Annotated in this window: 21 protein-coding genes; 10 read left to right on the top strand and 11 right to left on the bottom strand. The window is 68.8% G+C overall.

Going from position 1 to position 19552, the window contains the following annotated elements; all coding sequences use genetic code 11:
- Positions 1 to 53: 53 nt before the first annotated feature.
- The gene (locus E3328_RS05580) at positions 54 to 2144 is read right to left on the bottom strand and encodes a hybrid sensor histidine kinase/response regulator (protein ID WP_167837315.1); all 2091 of its coding nucleotides are present in this window, start codon (positions 2142 to 2144) and stop codon (positions 54 to 56) included.
- 226 nt (positions 2145 to 2370) lie between these two features.
- Here E3328_RS05580 and E3328_RS05575 point away from each other — a divergent pair, with 226 nt between their 5' ends.
- Positions 2371 to 3282 (top strand): PspA/IM30 family protein, encoded by a 912-nt coding sequence (locus E3328_RS05575; RefSeq protein WP_135363609.1) that lies wholly within the window; start codon positions 2371 to 2373, stop codon positions 3280 to 3282.
- Positions 3283 to 3359: 77 nt separating this feature from the next.
- On the top strand, positions 3360 to 5222 hold the full coding sequence (locus E3328_RS05570; protein WP_135363608.1) for a threonine--tRNA ligase: 1863 nt from the start codon (positions 3360 to 3362) through the stop codon (positions 5220 to 5222).
- A gap of 1 nt (position 5223) precedes the next feature.
- Here E3328_RS05570 and E3328_RS05565 read toward each other — a convergent pair whose 3' ends face one another.
- Positions 5224 to 6003, bottom strand: coding sequence for an HTH domain-containing protein (locus E3328_RS05565; RefSeq protein ID WP_135363607.1), 780 nt, complete (start codon positions 6001 to 6003; stop codon positions 5224 to 5226).
- Between the two features lie 185 nt (positions 6004 to 6188).
- Here E3328_RS05565 and E3328_RS05560 point away from each other — a divergent pair, with 185 nt between their 5' ends.
- Positions 6189 to 6623, top strand: a complete 435-nt coding sequence (locus E3328_RS05560) for a universal stress protein (RefSeq protein ID WP_135363606.1) — start codon at positions 6189 to 6191, stop codon at positions 6621 to 6623.
- Between the two features lie 4 nt (positions 6624 to 6627).
- Complete coding sequence (locus tag E3328_RS05555) at positions 6628 to 7062, top strand: CBS domain-containing protein (RefSeq protein WP_135363605.1); 435 nt, start codon at positions 6628 to 6630, stop codon at positions 7060 to 7062.
- 39 nt (positions 7063 to 7101) lie between these two features.
- Here E3328_RS05555 and E3328_RS05550 read toward each other — a convergent pair whose 3' ends face one another.
- The 3 genes from E3328_RS05550 to E3328_RS05540 form a co-directional block, all read right to left on the bottom strand.
- Positions 7102 to 7761 (bottom strand): uracil-DNA glycosylase, encoded by a 660-nt coding sequence (locus tag E3328_RS05550; protein WP_135363604.1) that lies wholly within the window; start codon positions 7759 to 7761, stop codon positions 7102 to 7104.
- 37 nt (positions 7762 to 7798) lie between these two features.
- A complete protein-coding gene (gene aroC / locus E3328_RS05545; RefSeq protein ID WP_135363603.1) occupies positions 7799 to 9025 on the bottom strand; it encodes a chorismate synthase in 1227 nt (408 codons plus the stop codon).
- 95 nt (positions 9026 to 9120) lie between these two features.
- The gene (locus tag E3328_RS05540; RefSeq protein ID WP_135363602.1) at positions 9121 to 10338 is read right to left on the bottom strand and encodes an RNA-guided endonuclease InsQ/TnpB family protein; all 1218 of its coding nucleotides are present in this window, start codon (positions 10336 to 10338) and stop codon (positions 9121 to 9123) included.
- Between the two features lie 193 nt (positions 10339 to 10531).
- Here E3328_RS05540 and E3328_RS05535 point away from each other — a divergent pair, with 193 nt between their 5' ends.
- Both E3328_RS05535 and msrA read left to right on the top strand, forming a co-directional pair.
- Positions 10532 to 11566 (top strand): DUF7972 family membrane protein, encoded by a 1035-nt coding sequence (locus tag E3328_RS05535; protein WP_135363601.1) that lies wholly within the window; start codon positions 10532 to 10534, stop codon positions 11564 to 11566.
- A 47-nt stretch (positions 11567 to 11613) separates the two neighbouring features.
- Complete coding sequence (msrA, locus tag E3328_RS05530) at positions 11614 to 12168, top strand: peptide-methionine (S)-S-oxide reductase MsrA (RefSeq protein ID WP_135363600.1); 555 nt, start codon at positions 11614 to 11616, stop codon at positions 12166 to 12168.
- A 21-nt stretch (positions 12169 to 12189) separates the two neighbouring features.
- On the opposite strand, the gene aroA is transcribed toward msrA, so the two are convergent.
- Positions 12190 to 13479: a 3-phosphoshikimate 1-carboxyvinyltransferase gene (gene aroA, locus E3328_RS05525; RefSeq protein ID WP_135363599.1), complete on the bottom strand. Its 1290-nt coding sequence runs from the start codon at positions 13477 to 13479 to the stop codon at positions 12190 to 12192.
- A gap of 111 nt (positions 13480 to 13590) precedes the next feature.
- Here aroA and E3328_RS05520 point away from each other — a divergent pair, with 111 nt between their 5' ends.
- Positions 13591 to 14763, top strand: coding sequence for a M24 family metallopeptidase (locus E3328_RS05520; RefSeq protein WP_135363598.1), 1173 nt, complete (start codon positions 13591 to 13593; stop codon positions 14761 to 14763).
- A gap of 23 nt (positions 14764 to 14786) precedes the next feature.
- Here the strand turns inward: E3328_RS05520 and E3328_RS21805 are convergent, their stop codons facing one another.
- On the bottom strand, positions 14787 to 15212 hold the full coding sequence (locus E3328_RS21805; RefSeq protein WP_167837314.1) for a hypothetical protein: 426 nt from the start codon (positions 15210 to 15212) through the stop codon (positions 14787 to 14789).
- Between the two features lie 78 nt (positions 15213 to 15290).
- The gene (locus tag E3328_RS05515) at positions 15291 to 15767 is read right to left on the bottom strand and encodes a GNAT family N-acetyltransferase (protein ID WP_135363597.1); all 477 of its coding nucleotides are present in this window, start codon (positions 15765 to 15767) and stop codon (positions 15291 to 15293) included.
- A 186-nt stretch (positions 15768 to 15953) separates the two neighbouring features.
- On the opposite strand from E3328_RS05515, the gene E3328_RS05510 reads away from it, so the two are divergent.
- Positions 15954 to 16163: a ribbon-helix-helix domain-containing protein gene (locus E3328_RS05510; protein WP_135363596.1), complete on the top strand. Its 210-nt coding sequence runs from the start codon at positions 15954 to 15956 to the stop codon at positions 16161 to 16163.
- Positions 16164 to 16202: 39 nt separating this feature from the next.
- On the opposite strand, the gene E3328_RS05505 is transcribed toward E3328_RS05510, so the two are convergent.
- The 3 genes from E3328_RS05505 to E3328_RS05495 form a co-directional block, all read right to left on the bottom strand.
- Complete coding sequence (locus E3328_RS05505) at positions 16203 to 16613, bottom strand: JAB/MPN domain protein-containing protein (protein ID WP_135363595.1); 411 nt, start codon at positions 16611 to 16613, stop codon at positions 16203 to 16205.
- 92 nt (positions 16614 to 16705) lie between these two features.
- Entirely contained in the window at positions 16706 to 17383 is a 678-nt protein-coding gene (locus tag E3328_RS05500) for a hypothetical protein (protein WP_135363594.1), read from the bottom strand.
- Between the two features lie 88 nt (positions 17384 to 17471).
- Positions 17472 to 17774: a DUF5779 family protein gene (locus E3328_RS05495; protein ID WP_135363593.1), complete on the bottom strand. Its 303-nt coding sequence runs from the start codon at positions 17772 to 17774 to the stop codon at positions 17472 to 17474.
- Between the two features lie 159 nt (positions 17775 to 17933).
- On the opposite strand from E3328_RS05495, the gene E3328_RS05490 reads away from it, so the two are divergent.
- A complete protein-coding gene (locus E3328_RS05490) occupies positions 17934 to 18476 on the top strand; it encodes a DUF1684 domain-containing protein (protein WP_135363592.1) in 543 nt (180 codons plus the stop codon).
- A 72-nt stretch (positions 18477 to 18548) separates the two neighbouring features.
- Positions 18549 to 19517 carry a VOC family protein gene (locus E3328_RS05485; RefSeq protein ID WP_135363591.1) on the top strand — a complete coding sequence of 323 codons (969 nt, stop codon included), beginning with the start codon at positions 18549 to 18551 and terminating at the stop codon, positions 19515 to 19517.
- Positions 19518 to 19552 lie beyond the last annotated feature (35 nt).

Below are 19552 nucleotides of genomic sequence, written 5' to 3'. Positions count from 1 at the left end.
CGGGCGCTCGCAGCCGGGACCAGTCGATGTCACTCGGTCGGTTCGGCGGCCGGTCACTCCCCGAAGTCGACGCCGGTGATCTCGAAGCGCGCGCCGCCGTCCTCGCTCTCGGTCGCCGCGACGCTCCAGTCGTGGGCCTCGGCGATCCGGTCGACGATGGCCAGCCCGAACCCGGTGCTGTCGCCCCGCGTCGAGAACCCCGATTCGAACACCTCCTCGCGCACGTCCCCCGGGATCCCCGGACCGTCGTCGGCGACGAAGAACCCGCCGTCGACGTCACCGACGCGGACGACGAGCCCGTCTTCGCCGACCTCGTCCGCCGCCCGGCCCGCGGCGCCGTGTTCGACCCCGTCGTCGGCCTCCGGGTGACCGCTCGTCGAGCCGTGCTCGACGGCGTCTCCTGGAGCGTCAGCGACCGACGGCTCGGCGGAGCTCGCTCCGTCGGCGTCCCCAGGAGCCTGCGACTGAGGGCTCGTGGAACCGTGTTCCACGGCGTTCCGGAACAGGTTCTCCAGCAGGTGCGCGAGCCGGTCGGGGTCTGCCCGGATCGTCCGGTCGGTCTCGACGGCGAGGCGTTCGGCGTCGGTCTCGACGGCGCCCCACGCCCGGACGGCCGCCTCCGCGAGGTCGACCGATTCGGGCTCGGAGATCGCCTCGCCCTGCCGGGACAGCGCCAGGAGGTTCTCGATCATCGCGTCCATCCGGTCGACGGCGTCCCGGCCGCGCTCGAAGTGTTCGGGGTCGCCGGTCGCCTCGGCCGCCTCGATCGCGCCGTTCAGCACCGTCAGCGGGTTCCGGAGGTCGTGGCTGACGACGCTCGTGAACTCCTCCAGGCGTTCGTTCTTCCGTTCGAGCTCGTCGCGCTGGCTGCGCAGCTCCGCCCGGCGCTCGGTGCGGTCGAGGGCGGCTTCGAGCGTCGTCGCCAGGATCTCGACGAGCACCTCGTCGGTCCCCGAGAAGGCGTGGGTCCGCTCGGCGGAGACGACGAACACGCCGTGGTCGCCCATCGGGTAGAGGATCACGCTCCGCGAGGGGGTCGGCTCGTCGACCCGGTCGTCGGCGGGGACGTCGTCGATCCGGACGGGCTCGCCGGTCTCGAAGGCGTCCCACACCAGCGCGGCCCGCGACCCCTCGGGGGCGTCCCGCGGGTACTCCGGGACCTCGTCGAACGCCTCGCGGACGGCGTCGACGACGGCGGCCGGTTCGAGCCGATCGCCGCCGTCGTCGAGCAGGAACACGCCGCTCAGTCGGGCTTCCAGGAGGGCGTCGGCGGCCTCGGTCGCCACGCGGGCGGTCTCCTCGGCCGTCTCCGTGTGCATCAGCGCCCGGGTCCGGTGTTGCAGCCGTTCGAGCTTCCGCTCGCGCTCCGCCCGGTCGGTCACGTCGCGGGTCACGCCCAGCACCGCGCGGTCGCCGTTCTCGCCGATGTCGTAGGGGAATATCTGCGGCTCGAAGACGTGGGTCCGCCCCTCGGCGTCGGCCACCTCGACCCCCGAGAGGTGTTTCGGCTCGCCGGTCTCGATGACCGACCGGAAGTCCTGCAGGAACTTCGCCGCCGCGCGGTCGCTCAGCACGTCGTCGACGGTCGAGCCCTCGATCGCCTCGACGGTCGTCCCGTGGAACGCCGCCAGCGCCTCGTTGACCAGGCGGTAGGTCCCAGACCCGTCGACCACGTAGACCAGGTGGGGCAGCGAGTCGACGATCTTCCGGAGCCGGCGCTCGCTGCGTTCGACCCGCCGCTGGGACCGGGCGTGCTCGACGGCGTTGGCGACCCGGTTGGCCAGCACCGTGTACTGGTCGGTCCCGGTCTCCTTCTGGAGGTAGTCGGTCACGCCGGCGGAGATGGCCTCGCTCGCCACCGCCTCCGACCCCTTCCCGGTGAAGAGGATGAAGGGGAGCTCCGGGCAGGACTCCCTGACCCGCTCCAGGAACTCGATCCCGTCGAGCCCCGGCATCTCGTAGTCCGAGACGACGCAGTCGAACGCGCAGTCCTCGAGCCGGTCCAGCCCCTCGGCGGCGTCGGCGGCCGTCTCGACGGTGAACCGCTCGTCGGCCCGTTCGAGGAACGTGGCGGTCAGCTCGGACACGTCCCGGTCGTCGTCGACGTGGAGGACCCGGATCCCGTCCCCCGACACCCCGCTCATAGTCCCTGACAACCGGTAGCGGGCTATAACTGTTGTGGCCGAGTATCGCGTCTGAGACCGCTCACCCCGGTCGAAACTGGATTCCGCGCTCGCTGATAGCCGTTCCCGCCGGGACCGGCCCGGCGATCCGGCGGCGGGGACGCCGACCCGCGATCCGGTCGCCGAACCCGAACACGGCCGGAATGTGGCTGAAAAACAATTAAAGGCTCGGGCACAAAGCGGGGGTATGGGAATCATCTCGCGCGCCTCGTACGTCGTCCGGTCGAAGATCAACGCCGTGCTCAACCGGGCGGAGGACCCCTCCGAGACGCTCGACTACTCCTACGAGCAGCTGCGCGACCAGCTCCAGGACGTGAAACAGGGGATCGCCGACCTGACCACCCAGAAGAAGCGCCTGGAGATCCAGAAGCGTCGGCTCGAGGAGAACGTCGAGAAGCACAACGAGCAGGCCCGCGAGGCGGTTCGGCAGGACCGCGACGACCTGGCGCGGAAGGCCCTCGAGAAGAAGAAACAGAAGATGAACCAGATCGAGGACCTGGAGGGGCAGATCGCCCAGCTCCAGGACCAGCAGGACAAGCTGGTCGAGCAGAAGAACAAGCTCCAGAGCCGCATCGAGGAGTTCCGCACGAAGAAGGAGACGATGAAGGCCCGCTACGAGGCGGCCGAGGCCAGCGCCAAAGTTTCGGAGGCGATGACCGGCGCGGGCGACGAGTTCGAGGACGTGGGCCGGGCCATCGAGCGCGCCGAGGAGCGCACCGAGGACATGGAGGCCCGCTCGCAGGCGATGGACGAGCTCCAGGAGACCGGCGCGTTCGACGACGTGCTCTCCGACAAGGACGACATCGACCGCGAGCTCGAACAGCTCAGCACCGACAGCTCCGTCGACGCCGAGCTGAACACGCTCAAAGGCGAGATGGGCAAGGGAACGACCGAGAGCGAAAGCGAGTCCGAGAGCGCGAGCGGGAACGGGTCCGGCGGGTCCGACAGTGGGTCCGCCGACGTGGAGGACGCGGACGTGGACATGGACGTGGATACCGACGTGGACGCGGCCGACGTGGAGGCCGACGCCGAGGACGTGTCGGTCGACGACTCGGAGGTCGAGGCGGAGCTGGAGGAGCTCAAGGAAGACGAGAAGTAGCGCCGCCGAGACGGCCGTATTGACGACGCCCCCGACTCCGCCAGCACACTTTTTGCGCCGCCGCGCCACGGTCCGGTATGCGACTCCTGTTCGTCCACTCGGACCACCTGGAGTTCGAGGCCCGCGAGGAGGCCGGCCCCGACGACCTCGCGGAGACGGAGGGCGTCCCGATGGAGGGGCGCATGGAGGAGTGCGTGACCGCGTTCATCAGCGTCGAGTCCGACGACGAGTCCGACCTCGACGGGGTCGTCGCGAACGCGACCGACGAACTCAGGGACGTGACAGGACAACTCAACACGAACCGGGTGGTGCTGTACCCCTACGCTCACCTCAGCGAGGACCTGGCGGACCCCGACGCCGCCAAGGCCGTCATGCGGGACCTGGAGTCCGAACTCGAAGGAGAGGGCTACGAGGTGCTCCGGGCGCCGTTCGGCTGGTACAAGGCCTTCGAGGTCGCCTGCAAGGGCCACCCGCTCTCGGAGCTCTCCCGGCACGTCTCGGCCCACCGCGACGAGGCGGGGGGCGGAACCGGTGAGGGCGAGGGGGAACCCGACCGCGAACCCAGCGAGTGGCGGATCATGTGGCCCGACGGCTCGACCGAGGACGCGGTCGCGGCCAAGCCCGAGGTGAGCGAGGACATGCGGGCGTTCGTCGAGAGCGAGGTCGAGGACGTGACGGCTTCGCCCGGCGAGGAGCCGCCCCACGTCGAACTCATGCGGGAGAAGTCGCTGGCGGGGTACGACGAGCTGTCGGACGCCGGCAACCTGCGATGGTACCCTCGCGGGAAGCTGGTCCGGGACTCGCTGATGGAGTACGTGAACGATATGGTCGTCGATTACGGCGGGATGCCGGTCGAGACGCCGGTCATGTACGACCTGGGCGCCCGACCCATCGACGAACACGCCGGCAAGTTCGGGGAGCGCCAGTACCGCTTCGAGTCGGGCGACCGCCGGATGATGCTCCGGTTCGCGGCCTGCTTCGGGCAGTTCTCGATCATGCGGGACATGCACATCGCCGCGAGCGACCTGCCGCTGCGGATCTACGAGATGTCGACCTACTCGTTCCGCCGCGAGCAGAAGGGCGAGGTGACGGGGCTCAAGCGCCTGCGCTCGTTCACGATGCCGGACATGCACACCGCGACGGCCGACATGGCGGGCGCCCGCGAGGAGCTACTGCGCCAGGCGAAGCTCTCGCTGCGGACGGGCGACGACCTCGGGCTGGAGTACCAGCCCGCACTGCGGGTGACCCGCGAGTTCTACGAGGCCAACGAGGCGTGGGTCGCCGAGGTGGTCGCGGAACTCGACAAGCCCGCCCTCCTGGAGATCATCCCCGAGCGGCACCACTACTGGTCGGCGAAGGTCGACTTCGCGGCCATCGACGGGCTGGGTCGACCCATGGAGAACCCGACGGTCCAGATCGACGTGGAGAGCGCCGAGCGGTTCGACATCACCTACACCGACGCCGAGGGGAGCCACCACCCGCCGATACTGCACTACTCGCCGTCGGGCGGGATCGAGCGGGTGGTGGCGGCGCTGCTGGAGGAGACGGCGACGATGGAGACGCCGCGGCTGCCGACGTGGCTCTCGCCGACGCAGGTGCGGTTCGTCCCGGTCGGCGAGGAACACGTCGAGTACTGCGACGAGCTGGTCGAGGAGCTGGCGGCGGCCGGGGTCCGGGCGGACGTGGACGACCGCTCGGAGTCGGTCGGCAAGCGCATCGCCCGCGCGGAGACGGACTGGGTGCCCTACTACGCCGTCGTCGGCGACCGCGAACTCGACAGCGGTCGCCTCGACGTGAACGTCCGCGCCGACGACACCGAAGTCGAGCTGACGCCCCGGAAGCTGCGCGAGCGGGTCCGCGACGAGACCGCGGGCCTGCCCCGAAAGAAGCGCTACCTGCCGAAACACGTCAGCGACCACCCGAGCTTCACCGGGCGGTGACTCAGTACGGCGGGTACGGCGTCCGCGGCGGGTCGCCGCGGTCGTCCCCGCTCCCGGCGCTCCCGGGGTCCGAGCCCGTCTCGTCGCCCTGCTGTTCAGTCGGTTCGGCGGGCCCCTCGACCGGCTCGGCCGGTTCCCCCGTCGGTTCGACCTCTCCCTCGACCGGTTCGGTCGGTTCCGGGTCTCTCCGTGTCACACCCGCCACGTCCGGTGACCTCGTGGTTCGGTCGCGATCCACCGGCGCGACCTGCTCGCGCCTGTCTGTCGGCCCGGTATCCGTGTCCCGGACGCCGCCGAGCGGGCGCAGTTCGACGGCCGTCGTCGCGGGGAGCGACCCGTCTTCGAGACGGTCGAGGACGGCGTCGACCGGGCGGTGTTCGCCGTCGACGGAGGCGGGCGCGACGGCCAGCAGCCGGCCCTCCCGGACCGCGGCCACCGCGAGCCGCGGGAGCACGAGTTCCTCGTGTCGCTCCCCGGTGATCGACGAGTCCACGGTCCGCACGCCGAACGCGTCCTCGATGGACGCGTCGTTGCGCTCGGCCCATCGCTGGAAGACCGTCACGCGATCGAGGACGAACCGGCCCGCCCGCGTCCGGACCGCGGCCCGCGAGGGCGGCGCGCGGTCCCCCCAGACCACGACCTCGTAGCCCTCGATGTCGCCGGCCGCCGCCAGCGCGTCCAGTCGGTCGAGCGCGCGCCGCTGGGGCCGGTCCTCGCCGGGCTCCAGCGACCGCACGTACACCTCTATCCGCGTGTCGCTCGCGTCTCGTCCCCCCTGCATGGCGGTCGTGTTATTCGGTACCAATAAACATAACGCTGTCGCAACCGTCCGGGGGGATCGGTGAACGGTAGTGGGACGGGCGGGACACGGTGGGACGTTCGACGGTGAGAGGACGGCCACGGTGGGCCTCCGGACGGCGGGAACGGCCACCCACCACTATACGGCCCGGCGACGAACCCCCGGGTATGTACGACGACATCCTGTTGCCGACGGACGGGAGCAAGGGGACGACCGAGACGGTGGAGCACGCCATCGCCATCGCGCGGGACAACGACGCGACGGTCCACGCGCTGTACGTCGTCGACAGCCGCCGCTATCGCGCGGCCGAAGCGGACACGAAAGAGGAGATCGTCCGCTCGCTGGAGGTCGAGGGCGAGCGCGCCGTCGAGGACCTGCAGGTCGCCCTCGAAGACGAGGGGCTCGCCGTCGAGACGCGACTGCGCGACGGCATCCCCCACCGCGAGATCGTCGACTACGTCGAGGAGGCGGGTATCGACCTGGTGGTGATGGGGACCCACGGCCGCACCGGCCGCGACCGCGTTCAAAATCTCGGCAGCGTCACCGACCGCGTCGTCGAGGACGTGGGGACGCCGGTCCTCGTCGTCGACATCGGCGACTGAATTCATGCTCGTCCGCGAACTGATGACGACCGAGGTTGTGACCGTCGGCGTCGACGCGACGCTCGACGACGCCGTCGGCAAGCTCCTCGCGGAGGGCGTTGGCAGCGTCGTCGTCGTCGACGGGGAGACGCCCACCGGGATCGTCACCGAGAGCGACGCGCTGCGGGCCGCCCACGAGCGTGGCCAGCCCCTCGATGAGATCGCTGTCCGCGACTTGGCGCATCCGCCGCTCGTGACGACCGACCCCGACCGGACCGTCCAGCGCGTCGCCCGGACGATGGCCGAGGAGGGAGTCAAGAAAGTGGTCGTCACCGAGGGGCTGTCGGTGCTTGGTATCGTCACGCTCACCGACGTGGTCTACCACGTGGCCGACCTCCGGAAGGAGGCCGCCGCGGCCGCCGAGGACCTGGCCGAGCGCGACTGGCGACGCGGCGGCTGAGGCCGATTCGAGTGGCGGAAGGGCGAGGCGTGGTGGTCCCTACTCGTCGGTGTCGGGTCCGCGGCCGGTCTCCAGGCTGCCCTGTCGGCCCTTCGTCTGGCGGTAGTCCGTCCCCAGGAGGTCGGCGAAGTGCTCGACGAACGCCTCGGTCTGCTCGGGCGTCTGGTCGGCGGGGTCGACCATGGGGACGAGTTCGAACCCGCGGCCGCGCATCGTCGTCGCGTGGAGTTCCTCGACGTCGAGTTCCTCGGCGCTCTTCGTGGTGTACTGGAAGGCGAGCGCCTCGATGGCGCGCTGGCCCACGGGGACGATGATCTCGGGGTTTATCATCCGCAACTCGCTGGAGCGGTATCCCTCGCAGGCCCTGACCTCCTCGTCGGTCGCGCCGCGGTCGGGGTGGCGACAGCGCGTCACGTAGGTCAGGTACACCTCGTCGGGGACTGGCTCCTCCGCGCCCGGGTCGCCCTCGACGAGCCCCACCCGATCGAGGATGTCCCAGACGAGCGACTGGTCGCCCGCGAAGGGGACGCCCGTCTCGTCGGCCGCCGCGCTGGGCTGGTCGCCGACGACGACGAAGTCCGCGCCCACGTCGCCGTAGCCGTGGACGACCCGCTCGCGCGTCTCGACCAGCTCCGGGCAGTTCGTACACTCGCTGTCCATCCCGAACGGGTTGGCGATCTCGTCCTGGCGTGCGTCCATTATGGGGTGTCCGTGTTCGGTAGTGGCTCCACGCCTATCAGTCCTCGTCGACCGTCTCGGTCATCGTGTCGGCGTCGTCGGGATCGTTCTGCGGGCTCTCGGGGTGATAGTCGGTGTCGTACTCGCCGGGGCGGTCGTCGAGGCGGTCCGGATTGATCCGGCCTGAAAGCAGCATGAAGTCGAGGATCGTCACGCGGAGCATCGCCTCGACGACGGGGACGGCGCGGGGCGGCAGGCTCGGGTCGTGGCGGCCGACGACCTTCGCCTCCTTGGTCTCGCCGGTCTCCCAGTCGACGGTCTGCTGGGTCTTCGGGATGGAGACGGGCGCGTGCCAGGTCACCTCGCCGTAGACGGGTTCGCCGGTCGTGATCCCGCCCTGGAGGCCGCCGTGGTCGTTGCCGACGGGGACGGGGTCGCCTTCCTCGCTGACCACGTCGTCGCGGGTGCCGTCGTCGAACTCCCAGTCCTCGTTGCGGTCGATCCCCCGGGTCTCCCGGGCCTCGCGGCCCTGGCCGTACTCGACGGCCGTCGTCGCCGGGATGGAGAACATGGCCTGGCCGAGGCGGGCGGGGAACGAGTCGAAGCGGGGCGCGCCCAGGCCGCGGGGCACGCCGCGACACTCGAAGTAGACCGAGCCCCCGATGGAGTCACCCTCCTGCTGATACCGGTCGATGGCGTCGCGCATCTCCTCCGCCTTCTCGGGGTCGGCACACCGCACCTCGTTGTCCTCGGTGTGTTCGAGCATGTCCTCCCAGGTCACGCCCTCCGCTTTGATGTCGCCGATCTGGTTGACGTGGGCCTTGACCTGTACGTCGTGGTCGGACTGCTCTAGAACTTGCTTCGCGACGGCGCCGGCGGCGACCCAGTTGACCGTCTCCCGGGCCGACGAGCGGCCGCCGCCGCCCCAGTTGCGCGTGCCGAACTTCGCCGAGTAGGTGTAGTCGCCGTGCGAGGGCCGGGGCGCCGTGATGAAGGGTTCGTACTTGCCCGAACGGGCGTCCTTGTTCTGGATGACCATCCCGATGGGGGTCCCCGTCGTGTAGCCGTCCTGGGTGCCCGACTTGATCGACACCTCGTCGGGTTCCCCCCGGGAGGTCGTGATCATCGACTGGCCGGGTTTGCGCCGGTCGAGCTCCTCCTGGACGACCTCCTCGGAGATCTCGACCCCCGCCGGGCAGCCGGACACCGTACAGCCCATCGCCTCCCCGTGGCTCTCGCCGAACGTCGTGAACCGGAAGAGCCGGCCGAACTCGTTGCCGTTCATTACGTGCGGGTGAGTGACCCTGCCATATAGTTCTGAAGATATCACCTACCTCGGCGTGAACGCCGAGGTTTGTCGGTGGACTCCCGGTCTATCCACTATACCGTGGAAGGCGAGTAGTCGCCGTTCCCGTTCAACGTCCCCGACTTGAGGGCGAGGTGATTGGTCGCCCGTCCAGAACCAGACTTGAGCCGATTCTGGACGTACCTGTGTGCGATATTCCGTGCCGCGTTGTAGTCGCTATGTAGCTCTCTGCCGCACTCCTGACAGGCAAAGTCGTCGCCGTCGCGGTTGTCTTCGTGCGTGAAGCCACAGTCGGCGTGACTACACCGTTGACTGGTGTACGCAGGATGGACTGACTCGACGGCGATTCCTTCGCCACGGGCTTTGTACGTCGTCTGTCGTTTCAACTCGCGGAACGCCCACTGCTGGAATTTCGAGGCGTTCGAGATACGTTCGCGTATCTGTTCCAAGTCCTCGAAGACGATTACCGAACAGCCCTGTGACACGGCTTCTTTGACCAGCCGTTTCGACGCTTGGTGCAGGAAGTTTTCTGACCAGTTAGCAAAGGTGTCACCGATAGACTGAATTGTTAGGTGGGCGCTTCGCGTGCCCTGCTGTTGGAGTTTGGCACGGCGGCGTTCGTATTCGCGGCGTTTGTGATTCAGCAGGTCAGCATTGCCGATGAACGCACCTGTGCTGGTGACAGCCAGATACCCGTCCACGTTCCGGTCTACGCCGAGAACTGTTCGGCTCTCGGCTTCTTCCGACGACTCGTCGCGTTCCTGCTTGACGGAAACGTGTAGGTAGTAGGTATCGGTCTGGCGGTCGTAGCGGAGTTTCGCGCCCTGTTTCTGCCACTCGTCGCTTTCCATGTATTCAGCTTGGGGTGAGTCGTCCGAGTAAACGTACTCGGCTTGAACACGCCCACTGCCGTATGCGGCCAACGAACAGTAACCGTCGAAGTAGCTTATTGCGTTGGTGTTGTAGACAGTCGTGTTCGACGTGAACACGGGTTTCGAGGTTTGTTCTCCCTCTTTCATTCTGTCTACACAACCAGTGAGTGCGTCGGCGGCATGGTTGACAGCGGCAACCGTCAAATCGGAGTGTAGCCCTGTGTCTTCCCGTATCTCGTCGTAGACAAGCGGCTGAAGTCGAGAGCGCGACGTTATCACGTACCCGTCGTCGTCGCCGCCCCACCCCCGGTCGGCAAACCGCTGTGCGGCGTCCCGAAACGTATTCATCGTTCGTTTCAGGTCGTCGCGCCGCTCGTCGGGGACGGAGAGCTTGACGACAGCGGTACGCTGAATCTCCATCTACATACCACATGCGGCACAATCTATATATAAATGCTTGCGAGTAGGCTGGGTCGTTGAATGTTGTTCGGTTCTCGGAGCTTACGCGATTCCCGCCCGCCGTGAACGGCGGGACTCCCTCGCTGAATTAGGTGGGCGGAGGGCCGTGCGTTCAGCGGAACCACTAAGCACGAGCGGCCGTCAGCACGACCGGATGAGCGACCGAGACTCGGTGTCGACGGAGGGCGGTCCGTCGGGACCGGCGGCGCCGGCGGCGCGGTTCTGGCGCTGGCTCCTGCTGACGGGTGACCGCGTCCGGGTCGCGGGGGCGGTCCTGGTCGCCGGCTTCCTCCTGGTCGGCGTCGCCGGCTACGCGCTGGAGCGGACCCTCGCGGGGGATCCGACCTACGACCGGACGACCGTCTCGCTGGTCGGCGCGCTGCTGAGCGGGAACTTCCTGCTGTTCTCGATCGTCGTCTCGGTGAACTCGCTGTTCGTCACCGGGAGCGACACGCCGCTGGACCGCGAGCTGGGGCGGGTCCGCAGCGTCGTCGAGTTCCGCCGCCAGCTCGAGTCGGTGATCGACGCCGACCACGTCCCGGCGGACCCGCCGCGGCTGGTTCGGCTCCTCTCGGCGGAAATCCTCGGGCTGGCGCAGACAATCGACGAGGACCTGCGTGCCGCGGATCTGGACCTGCGGGCGGACCTGGACGCGTACCTCTCGTCGCTGGCCGAGGAGACCGGCGAGATGAACGAACAGCTCGACGACGCGACCTCGAACGTCGACCTCGTCGTCGCGATGATGGACTACAACCACGACCGCCAGATCAACGACCTGCGGCACCTGCAGTCGACTCACGCCGACGCGCTCCCGGCGGAGACCGACGAGGCCATCGGCGATCTGCTGCAACTGCTCCAGTACTTCGCGACGGCCCGCGCGTACTTCCAGTCGCTGTACGTCAGACGGGAGTTCGCCGACCTCTCGCGGAACCTCGTCTTTACCTCCGTCGTCGCTGTCGCCACGACCGCCTCGTTCATGCACTATCTGGAGGTCCTCCCGACGACGCACTTCCTCGTGGTGACCGTCGAGGCGGTCGCTCTCGCCCCCTTCCTCCTCGTCGGGAGCTACGTCCTGCGGGTGTCCGCGGTCGCCCGGCGGACAGGCGACGGCGGCGGGTTCGTCCTCAGCGACCGCGCGACCGGCGACATCGACGGCATCTCCCCCGGCGACGGCGCCCGGGACGACTGACTGTTCCGGTCGCTGGGTTCAAGCGGTTCCGCGCCCAAGCGCGGGTAATGACCGAGACAGAGACGGCGACGCTCGCGGGCGGGTGCTTCTGGTGTATCGAGGCGGCGTTCAAGGAACTGGACGGCGTCGAGTCGGTCACCTCCGGCTACGCCGGCGGCCACGTCGAGAACCCGAGCTACAGGGAAGTCTGTTCGGGGTCGACCGGCCACGCAGAGGTCGTGCAGGTCGAGTACGACCCCGCGACCGTCGCCTACGAGGACCTGCTGGAGGTGTTCTTCCGCATCCACGACCCGACGACGAAAGATCGGCAGGGCCCCGACGTGGGCTCGCAGTACCGCTCGGCCGTCTACTACCACGACGACGAGCAGAAGGCGGTCGTCGAGCGGTTCGTCCACAACCTCCAAGAGGGCGGCGACTTCGACAGCTACGAGAACGACGAGATCGTCACCGAGATCGAACCGCTGGACACCTTCTACGAGGCCGAGGAGAAACACCAGGACTACTACGACAAGAACCCGGGAGACCGCTACTGCCAGTTCCACGCCGAGCCGAAGGTAAAGAAAGTGCGCGAGCAGTTCGGCGACCGCGCCGCCACGCAGTGACCGTCCGGGGCGGTTCGCTTCTCACTTCGAGACGGTCGCGCCCAGGTCGGCGAGCGTGTCGAAGAAGCCGGGGAACGACACGTCCACGTCCTCGGCCTCGGTGACGGTGGTCTCGCCGTCGGCGACGAGGCCGGCGACGGCCAGCGACATGATGATGCGGTGGTCGTCGCGGCCGGGCAGGGTCGCGCCGCGCAGGTCGGTCTCGGCGCCGCGGATGGACAGGCGGTCCCGTTCCTCGACGACGGCGGCGCCCATCTCCGTGAGCGAGTCGGCCATGACGCTGACGCGGTCGGTCTCCTTGTAGCGGACGTGCTCGCAGTCGACGATCGAGGTGGTGCCGTCCGCCGCGGCGCCGAGGACCGCGATGGTCGGGAGCAAGTCGGGGGTGTCGGCGACGCTGACCTCGACGCCCGTCAGGTCGGACTGTCTGACGGTGATCTCGCCGGTCTCGCGGTCCCAGTCGATGTCGGCGCCCATCCGTTCGAGCACGTCGACGATGGCCGAGTCGCCCTGCGCGCTGGGGTAGGCGCCCTCGACGGTAATCCCGTCGGGGGCCGCGAGCGCGCCGGCGGCGAGGAGGTACGACATCGAGGAGAAGTCGCCGGGGACGCGGTACTCGCCGCCCTCGGGGGCGTAGGACTGGCCGCCTTCGACGCGGTAGCCGCCGTCGGTCTCGCTGGCTTCGACGCCGAACGCCTCCAGCACCTCGATCGTGATGTCGACGTAGGGCGCGGACTTGAGCTCGGTTTCGAGGTCGACCGTGACCCCGTCCTCGGAGACGGCGCCGGCCATCAGGAGGGCGGTGACGAACTGCGAGGACACGTCGCCCGGGATGGAGGCGGTGCCGCCGGAGACGGGCCCGCCGACGACGAGCGGGGCCTGGCCGTTGCCGCGGGTGCTCTCGGCGCGGCCGCCGAGCTGTTCGATGGCGTCCAGCAGGGGGCCCTGCGGGCGCGAGCGCAGCGACCCGTCGCCGGTGAGGACGGTCGTGCCGTCGGCGAGCGCGGCCGTCGCGGTGGTCAGGCGCATCGTCGTCCCGCTGTTGGCGCAGTCGATCACGTCGGCGGGCACGTCCGGGCGGCCGTCGAAGCCCGCGACCGCCAGGGTCGACCGGTCCTCGGAGAGGTCGGTCTCGCCGCCGTAGGCTTCGACGGCGCGGCGGGTGGCCTGCGTGTCGGCGCTGACCAGCGGGTCGCGGACGGTCGCCTCCGTCCCGTACCCCGCCGCGAGGATCGCCCGGTGCGTGTAGCTCTTCGACGGCGGGGCCCGCGCCCGGCCCCCGACCGTCGACCGCTCGATGGTGGCGTCCATGTGGTCCGGGTCGGCCCCCCGCGGTATCAGGCTACCGGAGGCGGCGACGCTGGTAGCGACTCGTTTGCAGGCGCCACACGCTATTTATCCCGGGCGATGCTTCCTGGGGGTATGGACCCGGATCTCTCCGCGCTCGACGAGTATCTGGACGAGCAGGGCGTCGACGGCTACCTCGTCCACGCCGACTCGACGGACTCGACGCAGTACTACCTCTCGGGCTTCGACGCGCCGGACCCGTTCGTCACGCTCTACGACGGCGACGTACGGCTCTTCTTCGGGCGCAGCCTGGAGTTCGGCCGCGCGAAGCGGGAGGCCCGCGCCGCCACGGTCGAGCGCGCCATCGACTACGACTACGGCGCCTATAGCGAGGAGTACGGCCCTCGCGAGGCCATCCACCGCTCGCTCGCGGACTTCCTCTCGGCCCACGGCGTCGACAGCGTCGCCGCGCCGCCGCGGTTCCCGCTGCACGTCGCCGACGGCCTGCGCGAGCTGGGCGTCTCCGTGAGCGTCGACGGCGAGGACACCGTCTCGGACATCCGCGCGGTCAAGACCGACGAGGAGATCGAACACGTCCGCGAGGCGCAGAAAGCCAACGAGGCGGCCATGCACGCCGCCGAGGACCTGATCGCCGAGGCCGACGTGGAAGACGGGACGCTCTACCGCGACGGCGAGGTGCTGACGAGCGAGGCCGTCAAGACGGAGATCGAGGCGACGCTGCTCCGGCACGGCTGCGCGCTGGACGAGACGATCGTCGCCTGCGGCGCCGACGCCGCCGACCCCCACGACCGCGGGAGCGGCCCGCTGGAGGCAGGCGAGCCGATCATCGTCGACATCTTCCCCCAGAACAAGGCGACGAAGTACCACGCCGACATGACCCGGACGTTCTGCAAGGGCGAGCCCTCGGAGACCCTGCGGGAGTGGTACGACCTGACCGAGGACGCCTACCGCGCCGCGCTGGACGCGGTCGAGCCAGGTGCGACGGGCGCGGACGTACACGACGCCGCCTGCGACGTGTACGAGGAAGCCGGCGAACCCACTCTGCGGAGCGACGAGGGGACCGAGACGGGGTTCATCCACTCGACCGGCCACGGCGTCGGTCTAGACGTACACGAGGGACCGAGTCTCGCTCCGAGCGGGGAGGAACTGGAACCGGGCCACGTCATCACGATCGAACCGGGGTTGTACGACCCGGCGGTGGGCGGCGTCCGCATCGAGGACCTGGTCGTCGTCACCGAGGACGGCTACGAGAACCTGACCGACTACCGCGTCGAACTGACGGTGTAGACGAGCGGGTGCGGTGGCCGGCGTCACGCGGTCTCGCCGGCCAGCCGGTGGAAGGCGAACCGGCTGGCGAGCCCGCCGAACAGCAGGCCGACGACGGCCCCCGCGACGACGGCCGCGCCCTGGGTCCCACCGAGCGCGAGCGTCAGCGCGACGACGCCGCTCGTGACGGCGGCGATCACCGACGCCATCACGAGGCCGACCCTCGCGGCGGTGTCCATCGGGACCTCGATCCTGATTCCGCGCCAGTAGCCGAGGCTCGGGCCCGACGCGGTCGACAGCCAGACCGGATACAGCGCGGCCGGGTCGACGACGGCCGCGGCGGCGAGGCCGGCGGGGATCGCCACCGCGACGGCGACCGCCGCGACCACGGTGTCCGCCGAGAACAGCTCTTCCTTCCAGCGCCGGACGATGTCCGCGCGGAGTGTTTCGGGCTCGTCGTTGGAGGGCATCGTCCCTCGGATTCGTGGGCGCGATGTGTAGTTCTTGTGACGGAGTCTGGTAGGTATTCAGTGTGTGTTGGGTACCTTTCAAAGAGGGGCTTTCATCAAAACACTCGGAATGTCTGGCCCGCCCTCTTCCCCAACGGTAGTCCGCTCTACTTCCGTGTATCCAAGTTTCCGATAGAATTCCACTGCATTCAAAGACGCGTATGTTCGTAGGTTTTCGTGTCCTTCGTCTCGGGCTATATCATGTAGGTGTCGGACAATTCTGCTTCCGATCCCTTGGTCGGCTACTGATGGCTCAACGAACGTTGCTAATAGGATTCCTTCACCGATACTGATTCCGCCGTACCCAACAGGATTCCCTTCATCCTCTACGATCACGTATCTATTTTCTTCCGAACTGACTCGCTTTTCAGGAACTATTTCGCGGTCAGATTCCGCTGCAACCATGTGGCGGAGCTGATCGGGCGAATACCTCCCCTCGGCACGTTCCAGTAGTGCTTCCCGCTGAATACGAGACATCACCCTCGTATCACTTGTTGTCGCCTCCCGGAAGTTCATTCGCTCGCATTTCTAGCCATACGACAATAATTTCTTCTACGACATTAGGGGGTGTGTATACTGTTCTGAACGATACGTGCTTCACCTGCTCTGAGCATTCGAACGTCCGGTATCGTCGACGGGGAGCGGGTACGTCGTTCAGGGCCAGCCACAACGACTAACCCCGCCCCTCCCCATCCGCACGGTATGACCGACTACACCACCGTCTCGATCCCGAAGGACCTGGCCGACCGCGTCGAGGAGACCATCGAGGGGACGAGCTTCTCGTCGACGAGCGACCTGGTCCGGTTCCTGCTCCGGAGCATCGTCATCCAGAACCAGCAGAAGGGCGAGCTGACCGAGGCGGAGTTCTCCGAGATCGCCGACCAGCTCGAAGACCTGGGGTACCTGGACTGAACGGCGGTCCGACCGCACGGCGGGTGCGCCGACGAGCGGTCACTCGGGGAACTCCTCGGGCGGTTCCACGTCGAGCAGTTCCAGCGGCTGCTCTTCGCCGCGGCGGTCGAAGACGGCCACCGACCCCTCGTCCCACGGCGGGACGGCGACGAAGATGCGCTCGTGGAAGTCGTCGCGCTGGCGGACGCGCAGCTCCCCGTTGGGGTGGGAGACGAACCGCGCCTGGGTCTGGCCGACCGGCGTCCCCATGTCGACGCCGAAGACGAAGTTGACCGACCCCGCCGAGTCCGGGTAGTAGAAGTGCGTGAACACCGGCGTCTCCGGCGGGAGGTCCGCGCCCGGCAGCTCCCCGGCGGGCGTCACGGACAGCGAGATGGTCACCGGGTCCGGGTCGGACTCCCTGGCGAACCTGAGACACGACTCGACCAGCCCCCGCGTCGCGTAGACCACGGTGGGTTATTCGCCGCCCGGGGCAAAACTCCGTCGCTCGCGGCGCTCCTCGTTCCCCTCCCAGCACCGTCGAGCTTCGGCACGGACCTGGCTCAAAACAGGAACTCCCGGGCGGTCTGGGCGTACAGCCGCGGCGTCCGCTTGCGCGACCCGTCGAGCGCGTCGGTCAGCGCCTCGGCCGCGCCCTCCATGACGCCCTCGCCGTGGCCCACCAGGATCCGGTCGGGCGAGTAGCGACCGAGCGCCTTCGGCGGTTTGAGCCGGAGCGCGGGGTGGACGCCGAGTCGCTCGTCGCTCGTGCGCATGAACGCCGAGGTGCCGACCGCCTCGGCGACGACCAGCGTCTTCGAGTCCTCGTCGTAGAGGAAGCCCTCCTTCCAGACCGGGTTGTCGACGAGCTTGTGCAGATCGTAGCCGCTGTCGGGGAGGCTCCGCCGGATCAGGTCGACGGGCGCCGAGAGCTCCGAGCGCACGCCGCTCATCCACTCGGGGACGTACACCGGCACCTCGTGGCGGCGCGCGAGCGCGTCGGCGTCGCGCTTGTGGCGGTCCAGCAGGAGGACGACGCCCCGGACGGTGCCGTACTCTGCGAGGGTTTCGTCCAGCCCGTCGCAGTCGACGGGGTCGACGAGCCACACGTCGCCGTCGGAGACCAGCGCGTGGCTCGCCCGCTGCATCTCCTCGTCGGGGTAGGCGATCCAGCCGGTGCCGCCCTCCCACTGGTCGATCTCCCGCCACGACGCCGCCTGTCCGGAGCCTTTCATCGGCATACCCCACTGTTGGCCCGCCGGCCACATAAGCGCCGATACCGACGAGTTGGGGCGTCTGGTCTCGACGGACTGCTGGCGTCGACCCCACTCAGTCCAGCCGGCTCGTGTCGATGCCGACGCCGGGCGGCGTCACCACGAGGAACCCGCGGAACTGCATGAGGTCGCCGTCGAGTTCGCGCACGTCGCGGGCGAACCCCGCCGCGAGTTCGTTCACGTCCCCCTCGATGGAGAGCACGAGCGTCCCGCCGTCCTCGACGATCTCGGCCCACTCCTCGTCGGGGGTCGTCCCGTCGAGCACGCCGAGGACGACCCGGCCGCCCCCGTCGTCGCCCTCCTCCTCGTCGGTCAGTTCCTCCTCGACCGTCTGGAGGTCGAGGTCGATCTCGCTCATACCCGCCCCCTCGCGGTCGACCGAGAAAAAGGTGTGCGCCCCGGAGCGTGTTCGGGCCGTCGCGGGGCTATCACAGACGCCGTCGTGCGGGATCGGTCGGACAGATATCGAGCGACCGTGACCGCCGGACTCAAACCGCCGGGGCGGCAATCCCGGGCCATGAGCGAGACAGACGAGTGGGCCGAGCAGTTGCGGGCGAACCGCGCCGAGAAGGACGAGTTCCTGGCCGAGCACCCCCAGTCGCCGATCCCGCCGGGCGAGCGCGAGGACTTCGACGGGCTGGACTACTTCGAGCCCGACCCCGACTACCGCGTCGACGCGACGGTGACGGTCCACGACCAGCCCGACCCCGTCGAGATGGAGACCTCCGACGGTCGGACGGTCCGCTACGAGCGCGTGGTCACCTTCGCGTTCGAACTCGACGGGGAGACTCGCGAACTCCACGGGTACCGGCAACAGCCCGAGGACGAGTCCATCTTCGTCCCGTTCCGCGACAAGACGACCGGCCAGGCGACCTACCACGGCGGCCGCTACATGGAACTGGAACCGGACCGCGACCTCGAAGACGGCGACGAGGTGACGGTCGACTTCAACCTCGCGTACTCCCCGTTCTGCGCGTTCAGCGACACCTTCTCCTGTCCGTACCCGCCCGAGGAGAACTGGCTGGAGACGACGGTCGAAGCCGGCGAGCGCCACGAGTGACCGGCTGGTTCGGCCCTCGTCCGGTCGTCCGCCGCTGACAGGCTTATCCCGGCGCGGCCCCTACCGCCGGCAGTGCTCTCGGACACGCTCGGCGTCCATCACGTGTCGGTCGTCGCGGGCGACCCCGGCGAGAACCGGCGGTTCTACGCGGAGACGCTCGGACTGCGCTTTCTCCTGCGGACGGTCAATTTCGAGGAGCCGTTCGTCTACCACCTCTACTACGGCGACGAGCGCGGGACCCCCGGCTCGGTGCTCACCTTCTTCACCTACCCGCGGGAGGAACCGGGTCGGATCGGAAAACCCGACATCACGAGCGCGGCGCTGCGGATCCCCGCGGGCTCCGTCGACTACTGGGCCGACCGGCTGGCCGACCGCGGCGTGGCCGTCGACCGGGGCGAACGGTTCGGCGAGCCCGTCCTGACCTTCGAGGACCCCGACGGCACCTCACTGGAACTCGTCGGTGTCCCGGAGGGCGATGCCGCGCCGACCGACCTCGACGCGGAGGCCGACCACCCCTGGACCGGCGGCCAGCCGGACGGTGCGATCCCCGCCGAACACGCGGTCCGCGGCGTCCGCGGCGTCGCCGTCCGCTCCGCGGACCCGTACGTCACCGCGAGCCTGCTGGACACCTTCGGGTTCGAGATCGTCGCCGAGCGCGACGACCTCGTCCGCTATCGACTGCCCGGAGGCCGCGAGTCGACGGTCGACCTGCTGACCGACGACGCCGCGTACGGCAAGGAGGGGCGGGGGTCGATCCACCACGTCGCGCTGAGCGTCGAGAGCGGCGAGCAGTTGCGCGAGTGGCGCGAGCTACTCGACGAGCGGGGCTTCGACGTGTCGCGAGTGAAAGAACGCCACTTCTTCGAGTCGCTGTACGTCCGCGACGGCGGCGGGATCCTGTTCGAACTGGCGACCGAGCGACCGGGACTCGGCGTCGCCGAGCGTGAACCCGACCCCGGCAGTGACCTCGTCCTCCCGCCGTGGCTGGAGGAGGACCGCGGGATGATCGAGGGGCAACTGCCGCCGTTCGACGGCGAGTGACCCTCCGCAGGGAGTGGCCGTCGTTCGCGGTCCGG

The sequence above is a fragment of the Halosimplex halophilum genome, assembly GCF_004698125.1.
Taxonomy (GTDB): domain Archaea; phylum Halobacteriota; class Halobacteria; order Halobacteriales; family Haloarculaceae; genus Halosimplex; species Halosimplex halophilum.
The sequence above is the reverse complement of the archived record's forward strand: the minus strand, read 5'-3'. Positions and strand labels throughout refer to the sequence as shown.